Annotated in this window: 21 protein-coding genes, 2 tRNA genes and 1 pseudogene; 3 read left to right on the top strand and 21 right to left on the bottom strand. The window is 49.1% G+C overall.

The window, feature by feature from the left end; translation table 11 throughout:
* Positions 1-69: 69 nt before the first annotated feature.
* From DW922_RS12735 to DW922_RS12715, 6 genes and pseudogenes are all read right to left on the bottom strand, one after another.
* A complete protein-coding gene (locus DW922_RS12735) occupies positions 70-1,983 on the bottom strand; it encodes an ABC transporter ATP-binding protein (RefSeq protein WP_118541154.1) in 1,914 nt (637 codons plus the stop codon).
* Between the two features lie 4 nt (positions 1,984-1,987).
* Positions 1,988-3,721 carry an ABC transporter ATP-binding protein gene (locus tag DW922_RS12730; RefSeq protein WP_207666303.1) on the bottom strand — a complete coding sequence of 578 codons (1,734 nt, stop codon included), beginning with the start codon at positions 3,719-3,721 and terminating at the stop codon, positions 1,988-1,990.
* Positions 3,722-3,788: 67 nt separating this feature from the next.
* On the bottom strand, positions 3,789-4,226 hold the full coding sequence (locus DW922_RS12725) for a MarR family winged helix-turn-helix transcriptional regulator (RefSeq protein WP_118721201.1): 438 nt from the start codon (positions 4,224-4,226) through the stop codon (positions 3,789-3,791).
* Positions 4,227-4,456: 230 nt separating this feature from the next.
* On the bottom strand, positions 4,457-5,329 hold the full coding sequence (locus DW922_RS18115; protein ID WP_118721202.1) for an NAD(P)/FAD-dependent oxidoreductase: 873 nt from the start codon (positions 5,327-5,329) through the stop codon (positions 4,457-4,459).
* A 729-nt stretch (positions 5,330-6,058) separates the two neighbouring features.
* Positions 6,059-6,340: pseudogene (locus DW922_RS18110) on the bottom strand (FAD-dependent oxidoreductase); the annotation flags it as partial.
* 17 nt (positions 6,341-6,357) lie between these two features.
* Positions 6,358-6,663, bottom strand: a complete 306-nt coding sequence (locus DW922_RS12715; protein ID WP_118726770.1) for an ECF transporter S component — start codon at positions 6,661-6,663, stop codon at positions 6,358-6,360.
* 209 nt (positions 6,664-6,872) lie between these two features.
* On the opposite strand from DW922_RS12715, the gene DW922_RS12710 reads away from it, so the two are divergent.
* Positions 6,873-6,956 (top strand) — tRNA-Leu (locus tag DW922_RS12710).
* 5 nt (positions 6,957-6,961) lie between these two features.
* Positions 6,962-7,045, top strand: a tRNA-Leu gene (locus tag DW922_RS12705).
* A 336-nt stretch (positions 7,046-7,381) separates the two neighbouring features.
* On the opposite strand, the gene DW922_RS12700 is transcribed toward DW922_RS12705, so the two are convergent.
* Genes DW922_RS12700 through DW922_RS12685 form a run of 4 tightly spaced genes read right to left on the bottom strand, consistent with a single transcriptional unit; the run spans position 7,382 to position 11,368 of the window.
* Entirely contained in the window at positions 7,382-8,689 is a 1,308-nt protein-coding gene (locus tag DW922_RS12700; RefSeq protein ID WP_118726769.1) for a sodium/glutamate symporter, read from the bottom strand.
* 21 nt (positions 8,690-8,710) lie between these two features.
* Positions 8,711-9,640 (bottom strand): hydroxyacid dehydrogenase, encoded by a 930-nt coding sequence (locus tag DW922_RS12695; protein ID WP_118726768.1) that lies wholly within the window; start codon positions 9,638-9,640, stop codon positions 8,711-8,713.
* Between the two features lie 34 nt (positions 9,641-9,674).
* Entirely contained in the window at positions 9,675-10,664 is a 990-nt protein-coding gene (locus DW922_RS12690) for a D-isomer specific 2-hydroxyacid dehydrogenase family protein (RefSeq protein ID WP_243032214.1), read from the bottom strand.
* A 14-nt stretch (positions 10,665-10,678) separates the two neighbouring features.
* A complete protein-coding gene (locus DW922_RS12685) occupies positions 10,679-11,368 on the bottom strand; it encodes an RraA family protein (RefSeq protein WP_118726767.1) in 690 nt (229 codons plus the stop codon).
* 184 nt (positions 11,369-11,552) lie between these two features.
* Between DW922_RS12685 and DW922_RS12680 the strand changes: the two genes are divergently transcribed.
* Complete coding sequence (locus DW922_RS12680; RefSeq protein WP_118726766.1) at positions 11,553-12,446, top strand: LysR family transcriptional regulator; 894 nt, start codon at positions 11,553-11,555, stop codon at positions 12,444-12,446.
* Between the two features lie 16 nt (positions 12,447-12,462).
* Here the strand turns inward: DW922_RS12680 and DW922_RS12675 are convergent, their stop codons facing one another.
* The 11 genes from DW922_RS12675 to DW922_RS12630 form a co-directional block, all read right to left on the bottom strand.
* Complete coding sequence (locus DW922_RS12675) at positions 12,463-12,918, bottom strand: SpoVA/SpoVAEb family sporulation membrane protein (protein ID WP_118726765.1); 456 nt, start codon at positions 12,916-12,918, stop codon at positions 12,463-12,465.
* Positions 12,919-13,007: 89 nt separating this feature from the next.
* Positions 13,008-13,463, bottom strand: coding sequence for a stage V sporulation protein AB (locus DW922_RS12670; RefSeq protein ID WP_347560313.1), 456 nt, complete (start codon positions 13,461-13,463; stop codon positions 13,008-13,010).
* A complete protein-coding gene (locus DW922_RS12665; RefSeq protein WP_118726764.1) occupies positions 13,453-14,085 on the bottom strand; it encodes a stage V sporulation protein AA in 633 nt (210 codons plus the stop codon). The genes DW922_RS12670 and DW922_RS12665 overlap by 11 nt, the downstream gene beginning before the upstream one ends.
* Positions 14,082-14,309 (bottom strand): hypothetical protein, encoded by a 228-nt coding sequence (locus DW922_RS12660; protein ID WP_118726763.1) that lies wholly within the window; start codon positions 14,307-14,309, stop codon positions 14,082-14,084. Before DW922_RS12660 ends, DW922_RS12665 begins: the two co-directional genes overlap by 4 nt.
* A 74-nt stretch (positions 14,310-14,383) precedes the next feature.
* Positions 14,384-15,103 (bottom strand): SigB/SigF/SigG family RNA polymerase sigma factor, encoded by a 720-nt coding sequence (locus DW922_RS12655; protein ID WP_118726762.1) that lies wholly within the window; start codon positions 15,101-15,103, stop codon positions 14,384-14,386.
* Positions 15,104-15,109: 6 nt separating this feature from the next.
* Entirely contained in the window at positions 15,110-15,526 is a 417-nt protein-coding gene (spoIIAB, locus tag DW922_RS12650) for an anti-sigma F factor (protein ID WP_118541168.1), read from the bottom strand.
* A gap of 135 nt (positions 15,527-15,661) precedes the next feature.
* Positions 15,662-16,003, bottom strand: a complete 342-nt coding sequence (locus tag DW922_RS12645; protein WP_118708230.1) for an anti-sigma factor antagonist — start codon at positions 16,001-16,003, stop codon at positions 15,662-15,664.
* Positions 16,004-16,182: 179 nt separating this feature from the next.
* Positions 16,183-17,487 (bottom strand): tetratricopeptide repeat protein, encoded by a 1,305-nt coding sequence (locus DW922_RS12640; protein WP_118726761.1) that lies wholly within the window; start codon positions 17,485-17,487, stop codon positions 16,183-16,185.
* Between the two features lie 12 nt (positions 17,488-17,499).
* Positions 17,500-17,634: a hypothetical protein gene (locus DW922_RS18315; protein WP_279221191.1), complete on the bottom strand. Its 135-nt coding sequence runs from the start codon at positions 17,632-17,634 to the stop codon at positions 17,500-17,502.
* Between the two features lie 114 nt (positions 17,635-17,748).
* The gene (locus DW922_RS12635; protein WP_118721208.1) at positions 17,749-19,011 is read right to left on the bottom strand and encodes a folylpolyglutamate synthase/dihydrofolate synthase family protein; all 1,263 of its coding nucleotides are present in this window, start codon (positions 19,009-19,011) and stop codon (positions 17,749-17,751) included.
* A gap of 73 nt (positions 19,012-19,084) precedes the next feature.
* A complete protein-coding gene (locus DW922_RS12630; RefSeq protein WP_118726797.1) occupies positions 19,085-21,736 on the bottom strand; it encodes a valine--tRNA ligase in 2,652 nt (883 codons plus the stop codon).
* Positions 21,737-21,806 lie beyond the last annotated feature (70 nt).

The raw sequence follows: 21,806 nt of genomic DNA, 5'->3' as shown, positions 1-21,806 counted from the left end.
AAGCTCTTATCTTCTGAAATAAACTGTAAATTTTTATTTAAACCGCACAGCAGTTCCTAATTCTCACACTTAGTCCAGCTCAAACGCGCCGGTATACAGCTGATAGTAAGTACCCTTCTGGGCAATCAGGTCGTCGTGATCACCACGCTCAATAATGCGTCCGTGGTCAAGAACCATGATGGCCTTACTGTTACGGATCGTGGACAGGCGGTGTGCGATGACAAGCACGGTTCTGCCCTCCATGAGGTTATCCATACCCTGCTGTACCAGTGCCTCGGTACGGGTATCGATGGAACTGGTTGCCTCGTCTAAGATCATGGCAGGTGGATCCGCCACAGCCGCACGGGCAATGGAGATCAGCTGGCGCTGTCCCTGGGACAGGCTTGCTCCGTTTCCGGTCAGCATCGTATTGTAACCGTCCGGCAGACGGGTGATGAAGCTGTCTGCATTCGCCAGCTTCGCTGCCGCGATGCATTCCTCATCGGTAGCATCCAGACGTCCATAACGGATATTCTCCAGAACGGTTCCGGTAAACAGGTTGACCTCCTGCAGTACCACACCTAAGGAGCGGCGCAGGTCTGCCTTGCAGATCTTGTTGATGTTGATGCCGTCGTAACGGATCTTTCCGTCCGGAATATCATAGAACCGGTTGATCAGGTTGGTGATCGTGGTCTTTCCGGCACCGGTCGCACCAACGAATGCAATCTTCTGTCCCGGCTTTGCAAACAGGGAGACATCATGCAGCACCAGTTTCTCCGGAACATAACCGAAGTCCACATGCTCCAGACGGATATCGCCCTTTAACTCGGTGTAGCTTACAGTTCCGTCCGGACGCGGATACTTCCATGCCCAGATATGGGTCGGGTGATCGGCTTCCACCAGTTCCCCGTTCTCATCGTGTTTTGCGTTGACCAGGGTAACAAAGCCCTCGTCCTCCTCCGGCGTTTCATCGATCAGCTCGAAGATACGTCCTGCACCTGCAAGACCCATCGCGATCAGGGCTACCTGGTTGGAGCTCTGTCCCACGGTCTGTGCCAGCTGTCTGGACATGCCGAGGAAGGTGATAATGATGCCGACAGACACCGGGCTGAAACCGCTAAGGGTCAGGTTCGGAGCCTTGCAATATACCATCAGACCGCCTACGATCGCCAGGACCACATACATCAAGTTACCCATATTGCCCAGAATCGGCATCAGCGCGTTGCCGTACTGGTTTGCCGTCTTACTGTCGCTAAACAGCTGCTCATTGTACTTTAAGAAGTCCTGCTTTGCTTCTTCCTCATGGCAGAAGACCTGGACAACCTTCTGACCGGACATCATCTCCTCGATGAAGCCCTCTTCCGCTGCCAGGGAACGCTGCTGGTACATCATGTACTTGGAGCTCATGCCGCCGTACTTCTTTGTTACGGTCAGCATCGCTGCCACAAACAGGCATACTACGATGAACATCGGAATGCTGAAGCTGGTCATCATGACGATCATCACTGCGATGGTAAGGATGGACTGGAACAGCATCGGCATACTCTGGCTGACCATCATACGGATGGCATCGGTATCGTTGGTATAGGTACTCATGATGTCGCCGTGTGCATGGGTATCAAAATATTTGACTGGCAAAGTCTGCATCTTGGTGAACATATCCACACGGAAGTTCTTTAAGGTACCCTGGGTGACGGTCGCCATAATGCGGGTGTAGATCAGGGATGCGCATACACCAAGTGCATAGATCAGAGCCATGCTTCCAAAGATGGAAACCATCTGCGGCCACACGCTGTCCATGCCGTTCTCCACACCAGGAAGAATACACTGGTCGATCAGCGCCTGAATGTAAATGGTCTGTCCGACGGAAGCGACCGCCGTAATGATGATGCAGACCATAACCGTGATCAGATGTGCCCGGTAATGGGAAAATAAATATGCCATCAGGCGTTTGAAGGTGCCCGGCTTGATGCCGGAGCCATTTGCGTTTCTCATTTGTCTCATCCTCTTACGCCTCCTTACTCTTAGTCTGGGAATCAAAGATTTCCCGGTAAATGCCGTTGAATGCAACTAATTCGTCGTGGCTGCCCTGCTCAACAATACGTCCGCCGTCCATGACCAGAATGAAATCTGCATCCTGCACGGAAGAAATACGCTGGGCAATGATGATCTTAGTGGTATTCGGCAGTTCCTCGCGGAATGCCTTACGGATCAGGGCATCGGTCTTGGTATCGACTGCAGAGGTCGAGTCATCCAGAATCAGGATGCGCGGCTTCTTTAACAGGGCTCTTGCGATACACAGACGCTGCTTCTGACCGCCGGATACGTTGGTACCGCCGCGCTCAATGTAGGTGTCATAGCCGTTCGGGAACTGGCTGACAAACTCATCGGCCTGGGCGAGCTTACATGCGTGGATGATTTCTTCATCAGTCGCGTTCTTACTGCCCCAGCGCATATTTTCTTTGATGGTGCCGGAGAACAGAACGTTTTTCTGCAGGACCACGGCAACCGCATCACGCAGGGATTCCAGATCGTACTCGCGCACATCTTTTCCTGCGACCTTTACGCTTCCCTTGCTGACATCGTAAAGTCTGGAGATCAGCTGGATCAGGGATGTCTTGGAAGAACCGGTTCCTCCGATGATGCCGACCGTCGCACCAGACGGGATATGCAGGTCAATATCAGACAGCGCAAACTTTTTGCTCTTCTCGGAATATTTGAAGGAAACATGATCGAAATCCACGCTTCCGTCTGCAACCTCAGTTGCCCCGTTTTCCGGGGAAGTCAGGCTGCTCTCATGGTTTAACACTTCTGCGATACGCTCTGCACACTCGGAAGCCATGGTTGTCATGATAAATACCATGGAGAGCATCATGACGGATGCCAGGATCTGAACACCGTAGCTGATCAGGGAAGAAAGCTGTCCGGTCGTCAGCTCGGTCGCTCCGGAATTGACGATCATCTGCGCTCCGATGTAGTACACCAGGAACATGGACAGGTACATGCAAAACATCATGGTCGGGTTATTGAATGCCAGGATCTTCTCAACAAAGGTGAAGTCCTTGCGCACCTCTTCTGCCGCCTGGTTGAACTTCTCGGTCTCGTAGGATTCACGGACAAAGGATTTTACCACACGGATACCGGCTACGTTCTCCTGCACGGAGTTATTTAAGGCATCGTACTTTTTGAAAATGCGCTTGAAGATCGGATGCACATGGGTGGCAATTCCAAACAGTACGCCTGCCAGAATAGGCAGGATACATAAGAAGATCAGAGCCATCTTCACATTGATGGTCATCGCCATGATCACGGAAAAAATAATCATGAGCGGGGTACGCACAGCCAGACGGATTAACAGCTGGTAAGCGTTCTGTACGTTTGTAACATCCGTTGTCATACGGGTTACCAGGGACGATGCGGAAAATTTATCGATGTCCGCAAACGCAAAATCCTGGATTTTAAAATACATATCCTGTCTTAAGTTTTTCGCAAAACCACAGGACGCCTCTGCCGCGTTTCTCGCAGCCAGCACACCACAGCCTAAAGACATGGTTGCCATGACCAAAAGGACCAGGCCATACTGTAAGATTGGTGTCATGGTGTCGGCAGACAGATGATCGATCAGCTTTGACATCACCAGCGGGATCATACACTCCAGTACAACCTCGCCTGCTACAAAAAGCGGTGATAAAAGAGACTGTTTCTTGTACTGCCGTACACTCTTCAGTAAAGTTTTAACCACTGCAATTCCTCCTTGTTTCCCTTGTAAATGATTCTGTTGCCGTTCACGCATACGTGAACAACAAACATTACTCTGCCAGATTTTTCAGCATTTTGTCTGTCACAGAAAAAAAGACCTGCATCTCTTCCTCTGAGATACCGGCTATCAGCTTTTGATTGAGCTTATCAAGACCTTTCAGCACGCAGTCCTTATACTGCAGCGCTTTCTCGGTCACCACGATCTTTTTTCTTCTTGCATCGTACGAAACCGGCTCCTTGCGGATCAGCCCCCGCTGCTCCAGCTCCTTTAAGAGCGCAGTAGCCGTGGGTGGTCTGAGTCCGAATTCCGCCTCGATGTCTTTCTGGAAAACATCGCTTTTCGTATGCTCTGCCAAAAGAAAATGAAGTGTGCGTCCCTGCGCTCCACTGAACATCCCGGAGCCGAAGGCCGCACACATCTCTCTGCTGATTCCGTTTGACAAACGTTTGATGCTGCGCATGGCAATTTTTTCTTCCTGCTGTTTCATTGCACCTCATCATGTTGTGTGACTTTGCAGCCGCCTCTTCGCCTTGCTTTTTTCGAAGCAGGTCTTGATGTTATCTCTGTCGGCCGCATATTTTATTTAGTTTCCTAAGTATGTTAGGACATTATCGCTAATTTGTCAATCGGAAATTTGTGAACTTTTTATGAAATCATACCAGGGGCAAAAAGTCTGGAATCCGATTCAGGCTTACTTGCAAGAGGATTGTGGACCTTTTACTGCTTTTCGTTTCTACGTTTCTGGTCCAGATAAGAAACCGCAGACAGTGCCGCAATATTTCCCTGCCCGGCCGATTTGATATACTGGTAAGGCCGTCCTGCAATGTCACCGCAGGCAAAGCATCCAGGCACATTCGTCTCCATCTGCAGGTTGACTGCCACATGGTTTCCATCCATTTGAAGTCCCGGTACCAGGTTCTTCGGAGACACACTCTCCCTTAAAATAAAAATGCAGTCTGCCGGATAACTTCCGGCACTGGTCACCAGTGTATCCGCCTTCATGCCGCCGGTAATCTCCTTCGGCACTCCGTTTACTACCGTAATCTTTTCCGAAACTTCCACCGGCTCCTTGTACATTGGGAAATAATACACCTTTTCTGCAATGTCAGCCAGAAAATCGGCTTCCGCTTCCTCGGATTTCTGATATCCGATCACGGCTACCGTTGCACCACGGTAGAGCGGCGCGTCGCAGGTCGCGCAGTAGCTGACGCCGCGGCCCAAGAATTCTTCTTCTCCCGGAAGCGGCTTGCCAAAATTAACGCCGGTTGCCAGAATCACAGTATCCGCCTCGCAGATGTCCTGTCCCACCTGCAGGGAAAAATAATCGCCCATTGGATAGATCAGATTCACCCGGTCCTCCACGATCGGGATCTGCATCCGCTCAATGTGTTCCTCAAATGCCTTTCCAAGCTCTGCCCCGCTGATCTCCGGGAACCCAAGATAGTTCTGGATTTCCTGCGCTTTCTGTACCTTACTGCTCAGATCCCGGCTTCCTACTAATAAAATCTTCTTTTTGCGGATGGCCGCCGTGACTGCCGCGGAAAGTCCCGCCGGGCCAGTGCCAATGATGGCGATATCGTAACGTTCCATATATCTATGTTCCTCCTTGCTGTCTCTGTGCCTATTATACACAGAATTGTTTTCTTCTACAAGCATCTCGCCAGGTAATACCCAAGCTCCCGCCCCAGCGTCTGCGCGATGCTCAACCGAATGTAAGAGACGCAGATCTTTTCCAAAATCATCATCATGCCCCTTGTGGCAGAGCTGGTTATAGCGTTCCACCTCTTTCAGAAAGTTCTCACGGTCTGCCTCGTCTTCAAATAAAAGTCCGGCAAGCTCTTCCAGGGTATCGGCGCAGTAAAGCGGACGTTTTTCCCAAGCCCGGTCCTTATCCAGGATTTTATTGCCTTTTTGGTTTTTCGCGTTCTCAAGCGCCGTATTCAGCCGCTTCCATTCTTCTTCATCTGTATAGTCAAGCAGACCATGGCACGGAGTCTGGAACGTAACCTGCTCGCGGATCGTATCATCAAACACCGCCCACAAATTTCCGTTTGGCTGATGTGCACCCGGAAGCGCCGCCAGGATATGCGTTCCAAACGCTTCATCCGAGTAGCGTTTTCCATGCTTATTCACCCGCAGTACCGGAGTGGAACCGATCAGTCCAAATCCTGGGAACGAATAATTGCCGCCCATCGCCGCATGACTTCTTGGCTCCAGACGGCCACCTGCCCATAATCCCATGCAGATTCCGCTTCCGTCCCAGCCGTGACCGGTGAAATCGCTTTCCTCTTCCGTGAGATCTGCGGTTTCCGTGAGAAGATAACGGCACATTTCTGCATTTTTGCTGTAGTCCCCCGCTGCAATGCCATGCTCCTTCTGCCACCTGCTGTTGATGTGCCCGATCTCCCCGATTCCAAGCACCCACTGTGTTTCCCGTTCCTGCTGCTCTAAGACGATTACACTGACACCTGCCTCCGCTGCCGCGCGGGCCGCACAGGTCCCTGCATGCCCTGCCCCGATGATCACAATATCCGAATCATATGTCTCAGAAACCGCATCTGGTGAAATCGTTTGCGGCTTTATTGCCCATGTCTCGTTCATAGTATTTTCTCCATTCTTTAGATCTTTTCCGCAGACCGCACAAAGTTCTTGTGCGGAACCCCGATCATACTGCGCAGGGTATTTCCGGCTCTTTTATAGATTAAATAGGTGATCATGGATGTAACCCCGTGCTTAAACAGATTGAACGGAAATACCGAAAACAGCATCAATGTCGGCAGATCCGTGATCATCGGATTGATCGCCGTTCCCATTCCAATGATCACATCCATCGGCATTCCATATAATTTGGAATACAGAGGGAACGCAAGGTAAGCATTGATGAAAATAAATACGATACTGACCAGGACCGAAGAAACAGCCATAGCCACAATTACGCACAATGCAGTGGATTAGTTACCTTCTGGTAACTATTGGAGGCAACGATTACTGATAAACAGTCATTTTCTGTCAGCACGGGAAAATACATATCTGGTGATCAACTATCATTTTTGTAAACTGTTGAAATTTTTTCAAAAATTCGAAAAAAGTACTTGCGCATTTTTCAATTTTATAGTATAGTATGTTCTTGTCGGCGGGAGTGCTGGAATTGGCAGACAGGCTAGACTAAGGATCTAGTGGCAGTTATGTCGTGTGGGTTCAAGTCCCATCTCCCGCAGGTATGCAGAAGTGGCGGAATTGGCAGACGCGCACGGTTCAGGTCCGTGTGGTAGCAATACCTTGTGGGTTCGACTCCCATCTTCTGCATTGCAGAATCAGCGGACGCGCCACTGGCGTCTCCTCGATATGCTGAGCAAAATGAACCATCGTACAGATTGTACGGTGGCTTTTCTGGCTTTTCTTTTTTATTTTCTTGACATATTTCTATATGCACCATACAATAATAACACCAGACAGACAACAGTGTGTGCCTGTCCAAGCGTTGAAGCATAACAGCGTACCGGAATGCCTTGTTATGCTGAGCTTTCAGTAGGGGTTGTGCATGAACCTCAAACCGGAGTAGGCTCTGACCGAAAGAAAATGCTGAAAGGAGTGGGTGTCGCGCTAACTAACGTGCGACACCCCCCTTTTTTTATTATTTCTTTATGATACTTTCCTTAAAACAAATTCCCCTATCACGATATTTACAACCGCAATCACCAACGCAATTCCGATCACCATCCAGTCACTGCTCAATGTAACCAGCGGCATCACAGCAACCAAAACTGCAGACATTGGTGCAAATATACTTGCAGCGATTCCAAAGGAATCATATGCAGAGGTTTTTGCATCTGGATCAACACATCTTCCAAGAGCAATTCCTGTTGTGGAAGATCCAAGGCACTGGCCAAACATACAGCACATGGTTTCAAACCAGTCCTTCTTCAGCCATCTGCTTCCAAAGAAAAAACATGAAACAATGGTAAATGCAACGATTACAATAGACATGATAATGATAGGAACAATAAAGGAAGCAAACAGCTTTACATTTAAGGTTGCTACCGCAGCCGTTACGCAGATTTCCAATGCAACACCAGAAATCGTATTAACGCTTTCATGATCAATATAACCACTCGTATGTGTGCGTGCCATAACAAACTGCATGATCACAGCACCAACCATTCCATGTAAAAATCCCGGAAAATTCTTAAACAGCGGAATATAATTCGCAATCCATGCAAAAATCTTATCACCAATAAAGATACAAAGCATGATGATTGCAAACTGCAGGGCAAAGGAGTTGATACTTCCACCCGCTACTACAGACTTTCCGATTTCTTTTTGCTGTTCTTTCGGAATTACACCACCATATAAAGTGGCATCCTTGGAATCCAGTTTGATTGTCTTAGCCCAGCCTTTCCGGACACCAATGTTTACAATTATCATGCCAACGATCATTGCCAGCATCAGGCCAAGCGTTGCCATAATGATACCAAGGTCAAGTGCACCGGTATACCCATAGTTTTCATAAAACTCTCCGGCACTGGAGGCTGCACCATGTCCGCCAAAAAACGCATAGACACTTAAAATTCCCCAATGCTCCGGAAGTACCGTCCAAACTTTGGATAACAGTAAGCCGACCAGCAGGCCAAGACCCATCTGTCCAAAATAAACCAGACACTCTACATTTGTGACTGCTGCATATTCTTTCAATTTTCCTCTGGTAATTTTTGCTTCCAGCATCATGGCCGTCATAACGATCACGATCATAGGGCTTGCCATCTGGCCAAAGGTTTCCGGGATCTCTATGAGTCCCAGACATTGTGGTCCCAGCACCAGCGCAACTACACCGCCTAAAACCGAAGATGGAATAAACAGCTTTTGAAATGGCTTTACAATTTCACGCAGAACAAAGCCGATGAGCAAAAAGACCAATAACAACATCAGATCCGAAAATACCGTATTAAACATAAGCCTTCCCCCTAGTACATTTTATACCACGATACCTGCTGCAGGTTTTCCTTCCAGTACATTAATCACATTTTCCACTACTTCCATTCCGGTACGGTACAAAGCTTCTTCCGTGTTTCCGCCAATATGAGGAGTTGCGGAGAAGTTTTCCAGGGTAAGCAGCTTACTGTCTTTCGGCAATGGTTCTACTTCAAATACATCAAATGCTGCCGCTTTTAGCTTTCCATCTTTCAATGCTGCATACAGATTCTCCTCATTAACGATCTTTCCTCTGGCTGCATTGACCAGGATCGCCCCTTTCTTAAAATGGTCAAACATTTCCCCACTGACCAGGTTGATCGTTCCCTTCGATAACGGGACACTGACACTTACAAAATCACTGGCCTCCAGCAGCTCCTCCAGTTTTTCACACTTGATAAAGCCTCTTTTTTCTGCTTCTTCCTTCTCCACGAACGGATCATATCCATAGACCGTAGTGCCGAATGCTGCTTTCATCATTCTGGCAACTCTCTGGGAAATATTTCCCATTCCAATGAGTCCTACCGCCTTTCCGCTCACATCATTTCCCTGTAGATCCGGCGGTGCGATGCGCTTAAACTCACCTCTTCTTAGTTTCGCATTACACTCGTAAAAATGACGGCTCATAGCAATAAAGGAGCCCACAACATATTCTGCAACAGAATTTGCATTGGAGGTCGGCGTGTTCAATACCCGTACACCATTTCTTTTTGCCGCATCCAAATCGATAATGTTCATGGCAATTCCATGTCTTCCGATTACCTTCAGGTTCTTTGCCTGGTCGATCATTTCTCCGGTAACCTGTGTTCCACGGACAATGATCCCATCCTGCTCTTCGATCCGGTCAAAATCGGTCACCACATCTGCGTATTCCTTTAAACGCTCTACTGCTGCCGGATGAATAAATTCATTTAAATAGATTTTTTTCTTCATAATTACAGTTCCTTTCTGCCTTTTCTAAGCAGTTTTACACTTCTTCCCTGCACGCTTCCCCAGAAGCCATTTTGCATATTGTTTCAATTCCACATCTGGCCATATTCACTACAGATTCATTCGTGTAGAAGGCCATATGCGGAGTCATGATCACATTGCGAAACTGTCTGAGATAAAACAGGTTTCTCTGGGCCAGAATCTCAATTCTGTGGTCTCCATGAACAATTCCTGCCTCTCCTTCCACCGTGTCCAGGCCAAGTGCTCCGATCTTTCCACTTTCAATCCCCTGGATCAGTGCCTCTGTATCTGCCAGTTCACCTCTGGCGCAGTTGATCAGGATCACGCCATCCTTCATCTCATGTAAGCTCTCCTGGTTGACCATATGTCTGGTCTCCTCAAAAAGAGGCAGATGAAGGCTGATGATATCTGCCTTCTGATACAGCGTATGCTTATCCACATACTCCACATACGGTTTCACTTTCTCATTTGGGAACGGGTCATACGCAAGAATTTTACAGCCAAAGCCACTCAGATACTGAATCACGCGAAATCCAATCTGGCCAGTTCCAAGGATTCCTACTGTCATCCTGCTCAAGTTACGGCCCTTAAGGCCGATCAGGTCAAAATCATTGACCTGGCCGCGCCAGAGCTGCTGCTTATAATTACGCAGGCACATCAGCATGAGCATAACCGTAAACTCTGCAACACTGTCCGGTGGATATGTAGCATAGGAGACGCGGATCCCAATTTTTTTCGCATGCTCTATATCGATATGGTTATAGCCACGTGTTCTCGTTGAAAGGAAGCGGACACCATATTCATAATAAGCATCCAGCATTTTATCACTGATATAGCTTAGCCCGCTGATGGTAACTCCAAGACAACCTTCCACTTCAAAGGCATTTTCCAATGTAGGCTCTGCCCACACAAGCTTAAGATCTATCTGTTTTTCTTCTGCTGTTTCCTTCAGAACTACTTCTTCGTCTTTTTTGACGCAAAAGCTACAAATTTTAATTTTTTCCATGCCAACCTCTACCCCTAAATAATTTCAAAACCACACTTTTCGATATTGGTCTTGATCATGTTAAATCCAGGGCTATTCTCCCATTCTCCATCATGGATGATCTGGTCGAATTTTGCTTCCCGTTCCACTACGCCCATGGCTTTTTTCAGCAACTCCTCTGCATCCTCCGGACGGACTACCAAAACGCCATCTTCATCGCCAATGATGATATCTCCAGGACGTACTACCTGATCACCACAGGAAATGTAGGTATTGATCTCACCGAAGCCATTTTTGTACGGTCCACGCGGGGTTACACCCTTGGAATAAACCGGAAAATCATGCGTATTTAAATAATCCACATCGCGGCAGCAGCCATCTACCACAAAACCAGCCACATTGCGGCTTACTGCGTACTGATACATTAAATCACCGCAGACGCTGTGGTTTAAATCACCGCAGGCATTTACCACGATCACATCGCCAGGCTGTGCCAGGGAAATCGCATAGTTAAACAGCAGATTATCTGCGATCGCGCCTTTCACAGTCAGCGCAGTTCCCAATATCTTTTTGCACTTTCCTGCCGGCTTGATGGAGGAATGCATGCAGAACAGTCTGCCCATGCAATCTGAAATATTGGCTACCGGAATATCGCGAAACGCTTCCACAAGACTTCTGTCCGGTCGTTTAAAATCCTTATAAATTCTTAATCCAGGTGTTGACATATGATAATCTCCTTTTCTCATGTTTATTAACTTCATAAGAAATATATCTGAGCTCATGTTGTATTTCTTTTTGTTAGTTTTATATTAACAAACCATGTTTTATTTGTAAAATCGAATTATTTTGCACAATTAATAACCTTTATGTTATAATTCTTTAGAAGAAGAAAACACATGGAGAATTGATATGACAGATACCCAGATCAACGCATTTCTGGCCGTTGCATACTTTGGCAACTTCACCAAAGCCGCAAACAGCCTGTTTATTTCAGAGCCCGCTTTAAGCCGGAGCATAAACCTGCTCGAAAAAGAAATCGGCTGCACGCTGATCGAACGCAAAAAGGGCGGCCGTATCCAGACACTCACGACTCAGGGAAAACACTTTCTGCAGATTGCAGAACGATGGAAGATTTTATTAGAAGAATCCAAAGAATTGTCAAATTCGAATACCTCAGAGGTACTCCGTATCTCTGCAACGGAGAGCTTCAGCAACTACCTTCTGCCCCCTGTTTACGATAGCTATCTGACTTCGCGCCCAGCTTCACGGCTTATGATCGATACCTATCACACGCAGGAGCTTCACTCACAGATCATTCATAATTCCTGTAACATTGCACTGGTCTCCTACCTCTCAAACAGCAAGCACATTGAAAGCACGGAGCTTTTCCGCGAAAAGATCGTGATCATATGTCCGGTTGGAATGTTTTCCAAACCAGAGATCCATCCCTCCGATCTGGATGCATCCCAGGAGATCCTGTCCTCCTGGGCCCCGGACTACCAGGCCTGGGGTGAATTCTGGTTCGGCTCAGATCTCCAAACCAGAATCTATCTCCGCACCCTGTCCCAGGTACCCCACTTTATCCTGCAGTACCATATGTGGACTTTCATGCCTGTCTCAGTGGCCAACTATTTCGCAAGCCGTTACCCGATCGCGGTCCACAACATCTTAAATGGACCGCCGGACCGCATCTGTTATGCCCTGCAAAACAGACTATACTACCATACAGATTCCGACCTTATCATCAGTCTCATACGGGAAGAAGCTTCTAAGATAGAAGGGATCACGCTGTCCACAAGCTGATTTTCCAGAAATAGAACTATACTATTTTGAAACAACGGGCGATCATATAAAGAATCCCTAAAATCCAGCTCGTCAACACCCCAAACAGGATCACCGGCCCGGCAATGGTAAAAATTTTACATCCAATCCCGAATACGTGTCCCTCGGCCTTGTACTCAATAGCCGGGGCCACCACCGAGTTCGCAAAGCCGGTGATCGGCACCAGGGCTCCTGCACCGCCCCACTTCACGATCTTCGGGTAGATGCCAAATCCGGTCAGCAGCACACTCGCCAAGATCAGTTCGATCAGCATCCAGGTCTGTGCCGCTTCCTTTTCCATTCCCAGATACTTCATCATAAGCATCACAGATGCCTGTCCGACCGTGCAGATGATGCCGCCTGTCACAAAGGCATGCAGCATGTCGCTCCCAAGTTCATTGACCGGCGTGATCTTTTTAATATATTCATCGTAAGCTTTTTTGTTTAATTCCATTTGGTATTTTCTCCTTTATTACTATGTGCGGTTCAGGCACGCATTGTGCAGACAACAACGAATTTCGAAACAATATTCACCTTTCTGATTCATTCTGCAGACATCCCGCACAAAAAATACGTCAGTGCCCCGGCAAGCTTTCCCAGAGCGATCGACAGAATCAGATACTGCAGCCCCACCGCCAGATAGAGCCGACGGCTGATGACCGGCAGTGCCTTTAATGTTTCCGAGAGTGACATGACAAGACACCCAACGAAGATCCCGACGGCCATGCCAAAGGTTCCCAAAAACAGAGAAGACAAACCGAAGAACGGAACCGGGAATTCATACAGATCCGCAAGGTTTCCAAGCACACCTCCTGCAACAATCACGGTTCCGTAAAGCATGATATGCTCCTTCGTACCAGTTTTCCCGATCAGCCGCGGAAACACGCCGATGATCACCAGAAACGCAAAGACTCCTGCTGCGATCACGCCTCCCGCGCTGATGCCGATAAAAGCCAGAGCTGCATTCTGGATCATTCGCATTCCCAGACTAGGTAACATCGATTCCGCGCTCCTTTCTGGAATCATTCTGGATCACGGTCTTGCTGATGTTATCCTCATACAGCCGCATCTCCACCTCCAGCGGAGTCGGGTCCGTATTCAGCTTCCACTTTGCGAAATGATTGAAGAACGCGATGATCCCTACTGCAAGTCCCACGGAGTACGAGAGTTCCAGAATCGTGCATCCGGGCGATTCCTGCCCGGTAACAAGACGGTAAACTTCACCAAACACGGAAGTCACACTCACGTCGTTGTTAAAGGTCATGATTGCAAACGCTGCCCCGCAGAAACAGATGATGCAGACAAAGATGGTCTTGCACCACTGCCAGAACAGATTCTGCTTCACCTGCGGCTGATAGTCGATGATGAATTCCACTTTTCCCACATTGTTGACCGTGACTGATGAATCGGCAGCTTCCAGGATCCGGATCACATCCAGCGCATTTTCCACATACCGTTTTCGTTTTTCTTCCCGGATTGTTTTGATCTTTAAGCTGGCACAGCGGTTCTGCACATGCGTGTCGCTGCAGTAAACCTCCGCCACATCCTTCACCTGAATGTCTGGCTTATGGACCTCTGTGATCTCGCGCAGATTCAGGTAGACGGTGTGCTGCGCGCTCATACAGCCACCTCACAGACACAATCTAATACGTCTTCCAGATTCTGCTTCTGTTCATCACTTTTATTCTCTCCAAGTTTTGTTTTCTGTACTTCCTGCCACACCAGGGTGCCATCCGGTTCTTTTTTCTCAGGTCCACGATAAAAGCAAAGCCAGCATACTGCTAACACCAGAAAAACGGAAAGCATCAGCACTAGAATTTTGAGCTTACATTGAAAAATTTTCATTTTTACGCATCCCTTCCCAGCCAAAATCTTTGTAGCATAATCATTGCTACCTTTCTGGGGTTCAGTATGCGCAGCTATGCCCCCAGATATTCCCGCATCTGCTTCAAAATCCGCTTTTCCAGCCGCGATACCTGCACCTGGGAAATGTTTAGATCCGCAGCGATCCGCGTCTGGGTCTGATTTTCAAAATAGCGCCGCACAATGATCTCCCGGTCTTTTTCTGGCAATTTTTCCATCAACTGGTTTAAGACAAGCCGGTTCATAAGCTGCTCCTCATTTTGTGTTCCATCCGGAATCCGGTCCATCAGGCGCAGTCCTCCATCGTCTCCATTTCCAGACTCCCGGTACAGCGATTCCACCTCAGCTCCGGCTCCCATGCAGGCTGCAACTTCTTCACAGCTGATATCCAGCTCCTTCGCAAGTTCCGAAAGTCCCGGTTCCCGCCCATACCGCGCTGTGAAAGCTTCCCGTGCTTTGTGGATGCGAAGTCCAAGCTCCTTCATAGAACGACTCACGCGGATCATGCCGTCATCACGCAGAAAGCGCCGGATCTCGCCAGCGATCATTGGCACTGCGTAAGTTGAAAAACGTACCTCAAACCCCAGATCAAACTTGTCCACCGCCTTTAAAAGGCCGATGCATCCGATCTGGAACAGATCCTCCAATTCATGTCCCCGTCCGTTGTAATGTCTTGCCACACTCCAGACCAGCCCCACATTTCCCATGACCAGCCGCTCCCTCGCTTCCTCATCACCGGCATGGGCACGCTGCAAAAGCTTTCTTGTGTCATCCATACACATTCACCTGCCGATTTGTTTTCGCATAATAACCTTTGTCCCCTTGCCCAGCTCGGACTCCACATGGACCTGGTCCATGAAGGCCTCCATAAAGGAAAATCCCATACCGGATCGGGTTCCTGTCTTGTCCGTGGTAAACATGGGTTCCATAGCCTTCTCCACATTCCGGATTCCCACGCCATAATCTTCCACCACCACCGTCAGTTCCTTTCCCTCTGTCTCCACTTCCACTGTGATGATGCCGCTTTCTCCACCATAACCATGGATTTCCGCATTGGTCACCGCCTCAGAGACAGCTGTCTTCACATCGTCGATTTCCTCCAATGTCGGGTCCAGGCGACTCATAAACACTGCAACCACGACCCGGGCAAACTCCTCATTTCTTGAAAGGCTCTCCAGTTCCATCCGAAAACGCTCCATATATTCCCATCCTCCCGTTTTTCAGCTTTTCGATTCTTTTGTCACAACCTGTCCCAGCTTTCCACGTACTGTTTTCCATTTTCTCCTGCCCAATCCAGACAGCTGTTTTTTGCAGTCATTTTCGTGCATGGGCTCTCACCCTGCGATCGCCGCTTCCTTTGTATCAAAATATTTCATAATCCGGCCAATCCCTCCGATGGCCAACACGCGCCCTACCTGGGCATTCACTCCATAAATTGTCACCGTGCCGCCGCTTCCCGCCATCTGTTTGTAGCGGTTCAATAAAATCCCGATTCCGGAGGAATCCATAAATTCCGTTCTGGAAAAGTCAAACACCACCTTGTTGATATAATTTTCCGATAACAAAAGATCGGTCTCATACTTTAAATTCCGGCAATTATGATGGTCTAACTCCTTTGGAAGATGAATTATCAGGGTCTGCCCGTGCGCCTCATAAGAAAAAGTCTGTTCGTACATATATAAAACTCCCTTCCTTTCCGAAAAATAAATCCACAACAGCGATGTGGCTGCTCAAGCTTCCCTCAAAAACAACACTCGCACCACTGGCACTGCTTCTAATATCCACTACAACAAAAAAGGTACGGCAGAGCACACATTCTGTGTATTCTCTGTCGTACCTTTTCTTATTTTTTAATTTAGTACCCTCTCTGGGTCTTCGCATCGTCCACATAATCCGAATTCGGATAATTCATGATGATGTCCGTAAAATACTGGGTCGCGGTCTGCTGGTCTCCGGCCGTCACATATGCCATACCCAGCTTGTAGATCACTTCCGGGTTGTCCGCCTTGATCTGCAGGCTCTTCTGGTAATATTCCTCAGCCTTTGCAGCATCTCCTGCCGCCAGCATTTCATCGCCCATGTTCATGAGTACTGTGTAACCATTTTCAGCCATATCCTTCTGGATCCATGCTACCGTTTCATTCAGCACGCCGTCATTTAATACAGACCAGTCGGTATCCACATACAACAGCACAGCTGTCTGCTGGTCTTCATCCCGGTATGCCTGCAGGATTTTCACCAGGTTCTGGTACTGCGCCAGGGTGCCTCCACTGGAATTCTGCAGAGTCTTTAAATTTTCCTCCGCCTGATCCTGTGCACTCTTCGCTGTCTCCACCTTCTGGTTTAATCTGTCGATCTCCAGATTTTTCTGGTTTAACTCCTCCAGCGTATTTTTCAGTTCCTGATTATGCTTCGCATTCAGGGACTCGGTACTCGCTGGCATGACCAGAAAGAAGATGACCATGGCACCAAGTACCAGGCCGACCAGGATATTTAATACTGACTGCCAGCCGGTATTTTCCTTATAGCTTGGCGGCATGATGATGTCATCGTCCTGCATCTGCCGGTGGGAAAAGGCATTCTGCAATTTCCGTTTTTCCACCTCAGCCTTGCCGGTATTGTGCTTGGCGATGTCCATGTAATGGAGCACCCACGGGTTGTAGCGGTCAATCTTTAAAGCCTGGTACAGGCACCGTCCCGCCTTGATATAATCCTCATGATGGAGGTACAAAAGCGCAAGCAGTTCCTGTGCCTTGACATACTGCGGGAATTCCTCTACCATGCGCATCAAAAGCAGGACAGCCAGATCCTCGTTGTCGTTCTGGGCATAGATCAGTGCCTGATTATACTTCTTCGCAGCCTGATCCGCCAACTCCAGATACCCTCTTGCCGCATGGACTTTACGCAGATATTCTTCTGCCAGGTTGTCCTGCTCCTGCAGGTTTAAGCTGATGACCCACTGGGTCAACGCCGCACCTACCTCGCCAATCTCATTGTAAATAAGGCCCAGGAGATTTCTCGCATCGGTCTGATATTTGTCAAACCGGAGACTCTTTTTCAGCGCAGTAACCGCGCCGGACAGATCCCGGCTTTTTGCTTTTTCCAGACCAATGTTATAATAGGCATTGGCAATCTGCCGGTTTTTCGTTCCTGTTTTCATATTCGTTTTTTGTTACTCCCTGTTTTTCAGCAGTTCCACCATCAGATCTGTCATATCGGTCAGATCCTCTTTCACAATCTGCGTTTCCACATCACCGACTTCCAGACTCGGCTGGAAGCGTGCGATCTCTTCTTCAAAATCCAGCATACAATTTCCTTTCGTCGTTTGCCGCCACCTGCAATCAGACAGCTGACAGCAGAAATGTTACTGCCCCACATACTCGCCCCGCAATGAAATTCCCCAATGCTTTTCCATGCGCATTTAACATCCGCGCTGCTTCAGGGTTTCCAGAATTTCCCCGATCAGATACAAAGAGCCCACCATATACAGGTGTTCTCCTTTCTTCTTTTCGGAAAGTGCAAAATCAAGCGCTTTCTTTGTGGAATCAAACGCAGTGACATGGCTGCATCCGGCTTCCTCAAACTGACGCGCCAGGGCATCTGCCTGAAGTCCCCGCTCACTCTGAAGCTGCACCACCGTAACCGATTCTGGAGAAAGTTCACCGCAAAGCAGCCGGATCATCTCACGGTAATCCTTGTCCGACACCGCCGCAAATAAAAGATGAATCCCCGGCTGCTGGCACAATGTCTCCTGCGGATCCATCTCTGCCATCTGCTCCTTCACTGCCTGGATAAATGCACGGATCCCGCCCGGATTGTGTGCACCGTCCACCCAGACATCAGGAGCAACCTGCTGCATCCGGCCATTCCAGTGCACCGAAGCCAGCGCTTTTTTGCACACGGCATCATCCACACCGGTAATATCCAGTACCTCCAGTACTTTCACCGCCAGTGCCGCATTCATAGCCTGGTAAGGCGCCGCAAAGGAAACCTCCCGGTACGCACCTTCTGCCGTAAGTCCATAAGCTGCGCAGCCAAGCCTGTCCGCAGCTGCCGCGATCACGGCTCCTGCCGCCTTGTCGTTATTATCATACACAAGCGGCACCCCCGGCTTGATAATCCCGGCTTTTTCTGCCGCGATTTTCTCCACGGTATCACCCAGATACTGCGTATGGTCGAGACTGATCGAGGTGATCACACAGGCTAACGGATGCCGGATCACATTGGTCGTATCCAGCCGTCCGCCCAGTCCCGTTTCCAGGACGACAAAGTCCGGCTTTTTCCGTCCGTATAAATCCATTGCCATCAGGAATACAAACTCAAAGAAGGTCGGGTGCGAATAGCCCTTTTCCATCATTTCGTCAGTGACAGCCTTTACCCGGGCGAAGCTTTCCGAAAAGTCTGCCTCATCAGCCGGTTTTCCATCATAAAGGAACCGCTCCTTCACGTCCACGAGATGCGGGGACACGAACGTTCCCACATGATATCCGGCTTCCATGAGAATGGCTGTCAGGTCCGCACACACCGAACCCTTTCCGTTGGTTCCTGCCACATGGATGATGTTTAATGCTTCATCCGGATTTCCCAGCTTTTCCAGAAAATCCCGGACCTCATCCAGCGTATTTTTCTTTTTTGTCCAAAGCGGGATCCCCAGCAGGTAATCCCGCGCATTCTTGTCTATCATTGTAATCTATGCCTGTCCACTTAAAATTATGAACGATTGCGAAATTTATTTTTGTTCCACTTCACGCCGCCAGTTACTGCAGCTGTGCCAGACGTGCCTTTACTTGCTCCATCATCTGGGTGTATTTCTCCAGCTTAGCCTTCTCCTCGTTGATCTTTGCTTCCGGAGCTTTGCTTACGAACTTCTCGTTGGACAGCATGCCGTTTACACGTGCAAGCTCCTTGGTGAGGCGCTCTTCCTCTTTCTGCAGGCGCTCAACCTCTTTCGCGATATCAACCAGCTCTGCAAATGGCATATAGATGGATGCCTCCGGAATTACAACGGATACTGCGTCATCGGCAATGCCCTGCTTATCCTTCTGTAAGAATACCTCGCTTGCATAGCCCAGGGTTGCGAAGAATACCTTGCTGTGCTCGAAGATCTGAAGCAGCTTCTCATTTTCAGAAACCACATAAACCTTTGCTTTCTTGCTCGGTGCCACGTTCATGGAAGTACGCACGTTACGGATCGCACGGACTGCCTCTTTGATGGTCTCCACGGCATACTCATCCTGCTCAAAGTTCCACTCTGCCTTGTACTCCGGCCATGCAGATACCATGATGGACGCTTCCTCGTCCTGCAGATTGCAGAAGATCTCCTCGGTGATGAACGGCATATACGGATGCAACAGCTTTAAGGAGTTGATCAGAACGGTCTTTAAGGTCCACAGTGCTGCTGCCTTGGTGCTGTCCTCGTCGTTCCACAGACGCGGTTTTACCATCTCGATGTACCAGTCACAGAACTCTTCCCAGATGAAGTCGTAAACCTTCTGCAGGGCGATACCAAGCTCGAATTTATCCAGGTTCTCGGTGACATCCTTCGCAAGGGTGTTAACCTTGGACAGGATCCACTTATCGGCCATGGTCAGGTCAGATAAGGAAACATCGTGTACCGGAGCCTTCTCCATATTCATCATGATGAAACGGGATGCGTTCCATACCTTGTTTGCGAAGTTACGGCTTGCTTCCACTCTCTCCCAGTAGAAACGCATGTCGTTGCCCGGTGCATTTCCGGTGATCAGCGTCATACGCAGGGCATCTGCGCCGTACTTGTCGATAACCTCAAGCGGATCGATACCATTGCCAAGAGACTTACTCATCTTGCGTCCCTGGCTGTCGCGTACCAGACCGTGGATCAGGACGGTGTTGAACGGACACTTGCCGGTCTGCTCATATCCGGAGAATACCATACGGATAACCCAGAAGAAGATGATATCGTAACCGGTTACCAGCACGTCGGTCGGGTAGAAGTATTCCAGCTCCTTGGTTTTTTCCGGCCAGCCCAGGGTAGAGAACGGCCACAGTGCAGAGGAGAACCAGGTATCCAGGGTATCCTCATCCTGCTTTAAGTGGGTGCAGCCGCACTTCGGGCACTTCTCCGGCATGGATTTTGCAACGGTGATCTCGCCGCACTCCTGGCAGTAGTAAGCCGGGATCCGGTGGCCCCACCACAGCTGTCTGGAGATACACCAATCACGGATTCCCTCTAACCAGTGCAGATAGGTCTTTCCAAAGCTCTCCGGAACGAACTTTAAGTCGCCGTTCTTCAATGCTGCGATCGCCGGTTTTGCCATCTCATCCATGCGGACGAACCACTGCTGTTTTACCATCGGCTCAACGGTGGTCTTGCAGCGGTCATGGGTTCCTACATTATGGGAATGCGGAACAACCTTAACTAACAGCCCCAGTGCCTTTAAGTCTTCTACCATAGCCTTGCGGGCCTCATAGCGGTCCATACCGTCATACTTGCTGCCCTTGCAGTCGATGGTCGCATCGTCATGCATGATGCAGATCTCAGCCAGGTTGTGGCGGCGTCCAACCTCGAAGTCGTTCGGGTCGTGAGCCGGGGTGATCTTCACACAGCCGGTACCAAACTCTTTGTCTACATATTCATCCGCAATCACCGGGATCTCGCGGTCAGTTAACGGAAGCTTTAACATCTTGCCGATGATATCTTTGTAGCGCTCATCCTCCGGGTTTACTGCAACTGCGGTATCACCAAGCAGCGTCTCCGGACGGGTGGTTGCGATCTCAACGAAACGGCCTTCCTCGCCCACGATTGGGTAATTGATGTGCCAGAAGAAGCCATCCTGCTCCTCATGCTCTACCTCTGCGTCGGAAATAGAAGTCTGGCAGACCGGACACCAGTTGATGATACGGGAGCCCTTGTAGATGTAGCCTTTCTCGTACAGCTTTACAAATACCTCAAGCACAGCGTCAGAGCAGCCCTTGTCCATGGTGAAGCGCTCTCTGTCCCAGTCAGCGGAGGACCCCAGCTTATGCAGCTGCTTGATGATGCGGGTGCCGTACTCCTTCTTCCAGTCCCAGCATGCCTCCAGGAATTTATCGCGTCCCAGATCGTGCTTATCGATGCCTTCTTTTCTCAGCTTGTCGATTACCTTCACCTCGGTTGCGATTGCTGCGTGGTCGGTACCCGGCTGCCACAGCGCCTCGTAGCCCTGCATTCTCTTGTAACGGGTCAGGATGTCCTGCATGGTGTTATCCAATGCATGACCCATATGCAGCTGTCCGGTAATGTTCGGCGGTGGCATAACGATGGTAAAGGGCTTCTTGCCCTCTCTCTTTCCGCGCTCAGCATCTGCGTGGAAGTACTTGTTATCCAGCCATTTCTGATACAGCTTTTCCTCAATGGCAGAAGGATTGTAATTCTTTTCCAGTTCTTTCATGATCATTTCCTTTCCTTATGTCTAAATGTGTAGAAATCCTCTTTTCCACGGCAGCTCTCCGGAACAATTG

Source organism: Clostridium sp. AM42-4 (assembly GCF_003480105.1).
Lineage (GTDB): Bacteria > Bacillota > Clostridia > Lachnospirales > Lachnospiraceae > Brotaphodocola.
Note: the sequence above shows the minus strand (reverse complement) of the source record. Positions and strands in the feature narration are given on the sequence as shown.

What these genes read in the sequence shown, in the direction of transcription:
- DW922_RS12735 (WP_118541154.1), bottom strand. Translation starts at nt 1,983, where the DNA reads ATGAGACAAATGAGAAACGCAAATGGCTCCGGCATCAAGCCGGGCACC.
- DW922_RS12725 (WP_118721201.1), bottom strand. Translation starts at nt 4,226, where the DNA reads ATGAAACAGCAGGAAGAAAAAATTGCCATGCGCAGCATCAAACGTTTG.
- DW922_RS18115 (WP_118721202.1), bottom strand. Translation starts at nt 5,329, where the DNA reads ATGGAACGTTACGATATCGCCATCATTGGCACTGGCCCGGCGGGACTT.
- DW922_RS12715 (WP_118726770.1), bottom strand. Translation starts at nt 6,663, where the DNA reads ATGGCTGTTTCTTCGGTCCTGGTCAGTATCGTATTTATTTTCATCAAT.
- DW922_RS12700 (WP_118726769.1), bottom strand. Translation starts at nt 8,689, where the DNA reads ATGTTTAATACGGTATTTTCGGATCTGATGTTGTTATTGGTCTTTTTG.
- DW922_RS12695 (WP_118726768.1), bottom strand. Translation starts at nt 9,640, where the DNA reads ATGAAGAAAAAAATCTATTTAAATGAATTTATTCATCCGGCAGCAGTA.
- DW922_RS12690 (WP_243032214.1), bottom strand. Translation starts at nt 10,664, where the DNA reads ATGGAAAAAATTAAAATTTGTAGCTTTTGCGTCAAAAAAGACGAAGAA.
- DW922_RS12685 (WP_118726767.1), bottom strand. Translation starts at nt 11,368, where the DNA reads ATGTCAACACCTGGATTAAGAATTTATAAGGATTTTAAACGACCGGAC.
- DW922_RS12680 (WP_118726766.1), top strand. Translation starts at nt 11,553, where the DNA reads ATGACAGATACCCAGATCAACGCATTTCTGGCCGTTGCATACTTTGGC.
- DW922_RS12675 (WP_118726765.1), bottom strand. Translation starts at nt 12,918, where the DNA reads ATGGAATTAAACAAAAAAGCTTACGATGAATATATTAAAAAGATCACG.
- DW922_RS12670 (WP_347560313.1), bottom strand. Translation starts at nt 13,463, where the DNA reads ATGTTACCTAGTCTGGGAATGCGAATGATCCAGAATGCAGCTCTGGCT.
- DW922_RS12665 (WP_118726764.1), bottom strand. Translation starts at nt 14,085, where the DNA reads ATGAGCGCGCAGCACACCGTCTACCTGAATCTGCGCGAGATCACAGAG.
- DW922_RS12660 (WP_118726763.1), bottom strand. Translation starts at nt 14,309, where the DNA reads ATGAAAATTTTTCAATGTAAGCTCAAAATTCTAGTGCTGATGCTTTCC.
- DW922_RS12655 (WP_118726762.1), bottom strand. Translation starts at nt 15,103, where the DNA reads ATGGATGACACAAGAAAGCTTTTGCAGCGTGCCCATGCCGGTGATGAG.
- spoIIAB (WP_118541168.1), bottom strand. Translation starts at nt 15,526, where the DNA reads ATGGAGCGTTTTCGGATGGAACTGGAGAGCCTTTCAAGAAATGAGGAG.
- DW922_RS12645 (WP_118708230.1), bottom strand. Translation starts at nt 16,003, where the DNA reads ATGTACGAACAGACTTTTTCTTATGAGGCGCACGGGCAGACCCTGATA.
- DW922_RS12640 (WP_118726761.1), bottom strand. Translation starts at nt 17,487, where the DNA reads ATGAAAACAGGAACGAAAAACCGGCAGATTGCCAATGCCTATTATAAC.
- DW922_RS18315 (WP_279221191.1), bottom strand. Translation starts at nt 17,634, where the DNA reads ATGCTGGATTTTGAAGAAGAGATCGCACGCTTCCAGCCGAGTCTGGAA.
- DW922_RS12635 (WP_118721208.1), bottom strand. Translation starts at nt 19,011, where the DNA reads ATGATAGACAAGAATGCGCGGGATTACCTGCTGGGGATCCCGCTTTGG.
- DW922_RS12630 (WP_118726797.1), bottom strand. Translation starts at nt 21,736, where the DNA reads ATGAAAGAACTGGAAAAGAATTACAATCCTTCTGCCATTGAGGAAAAG.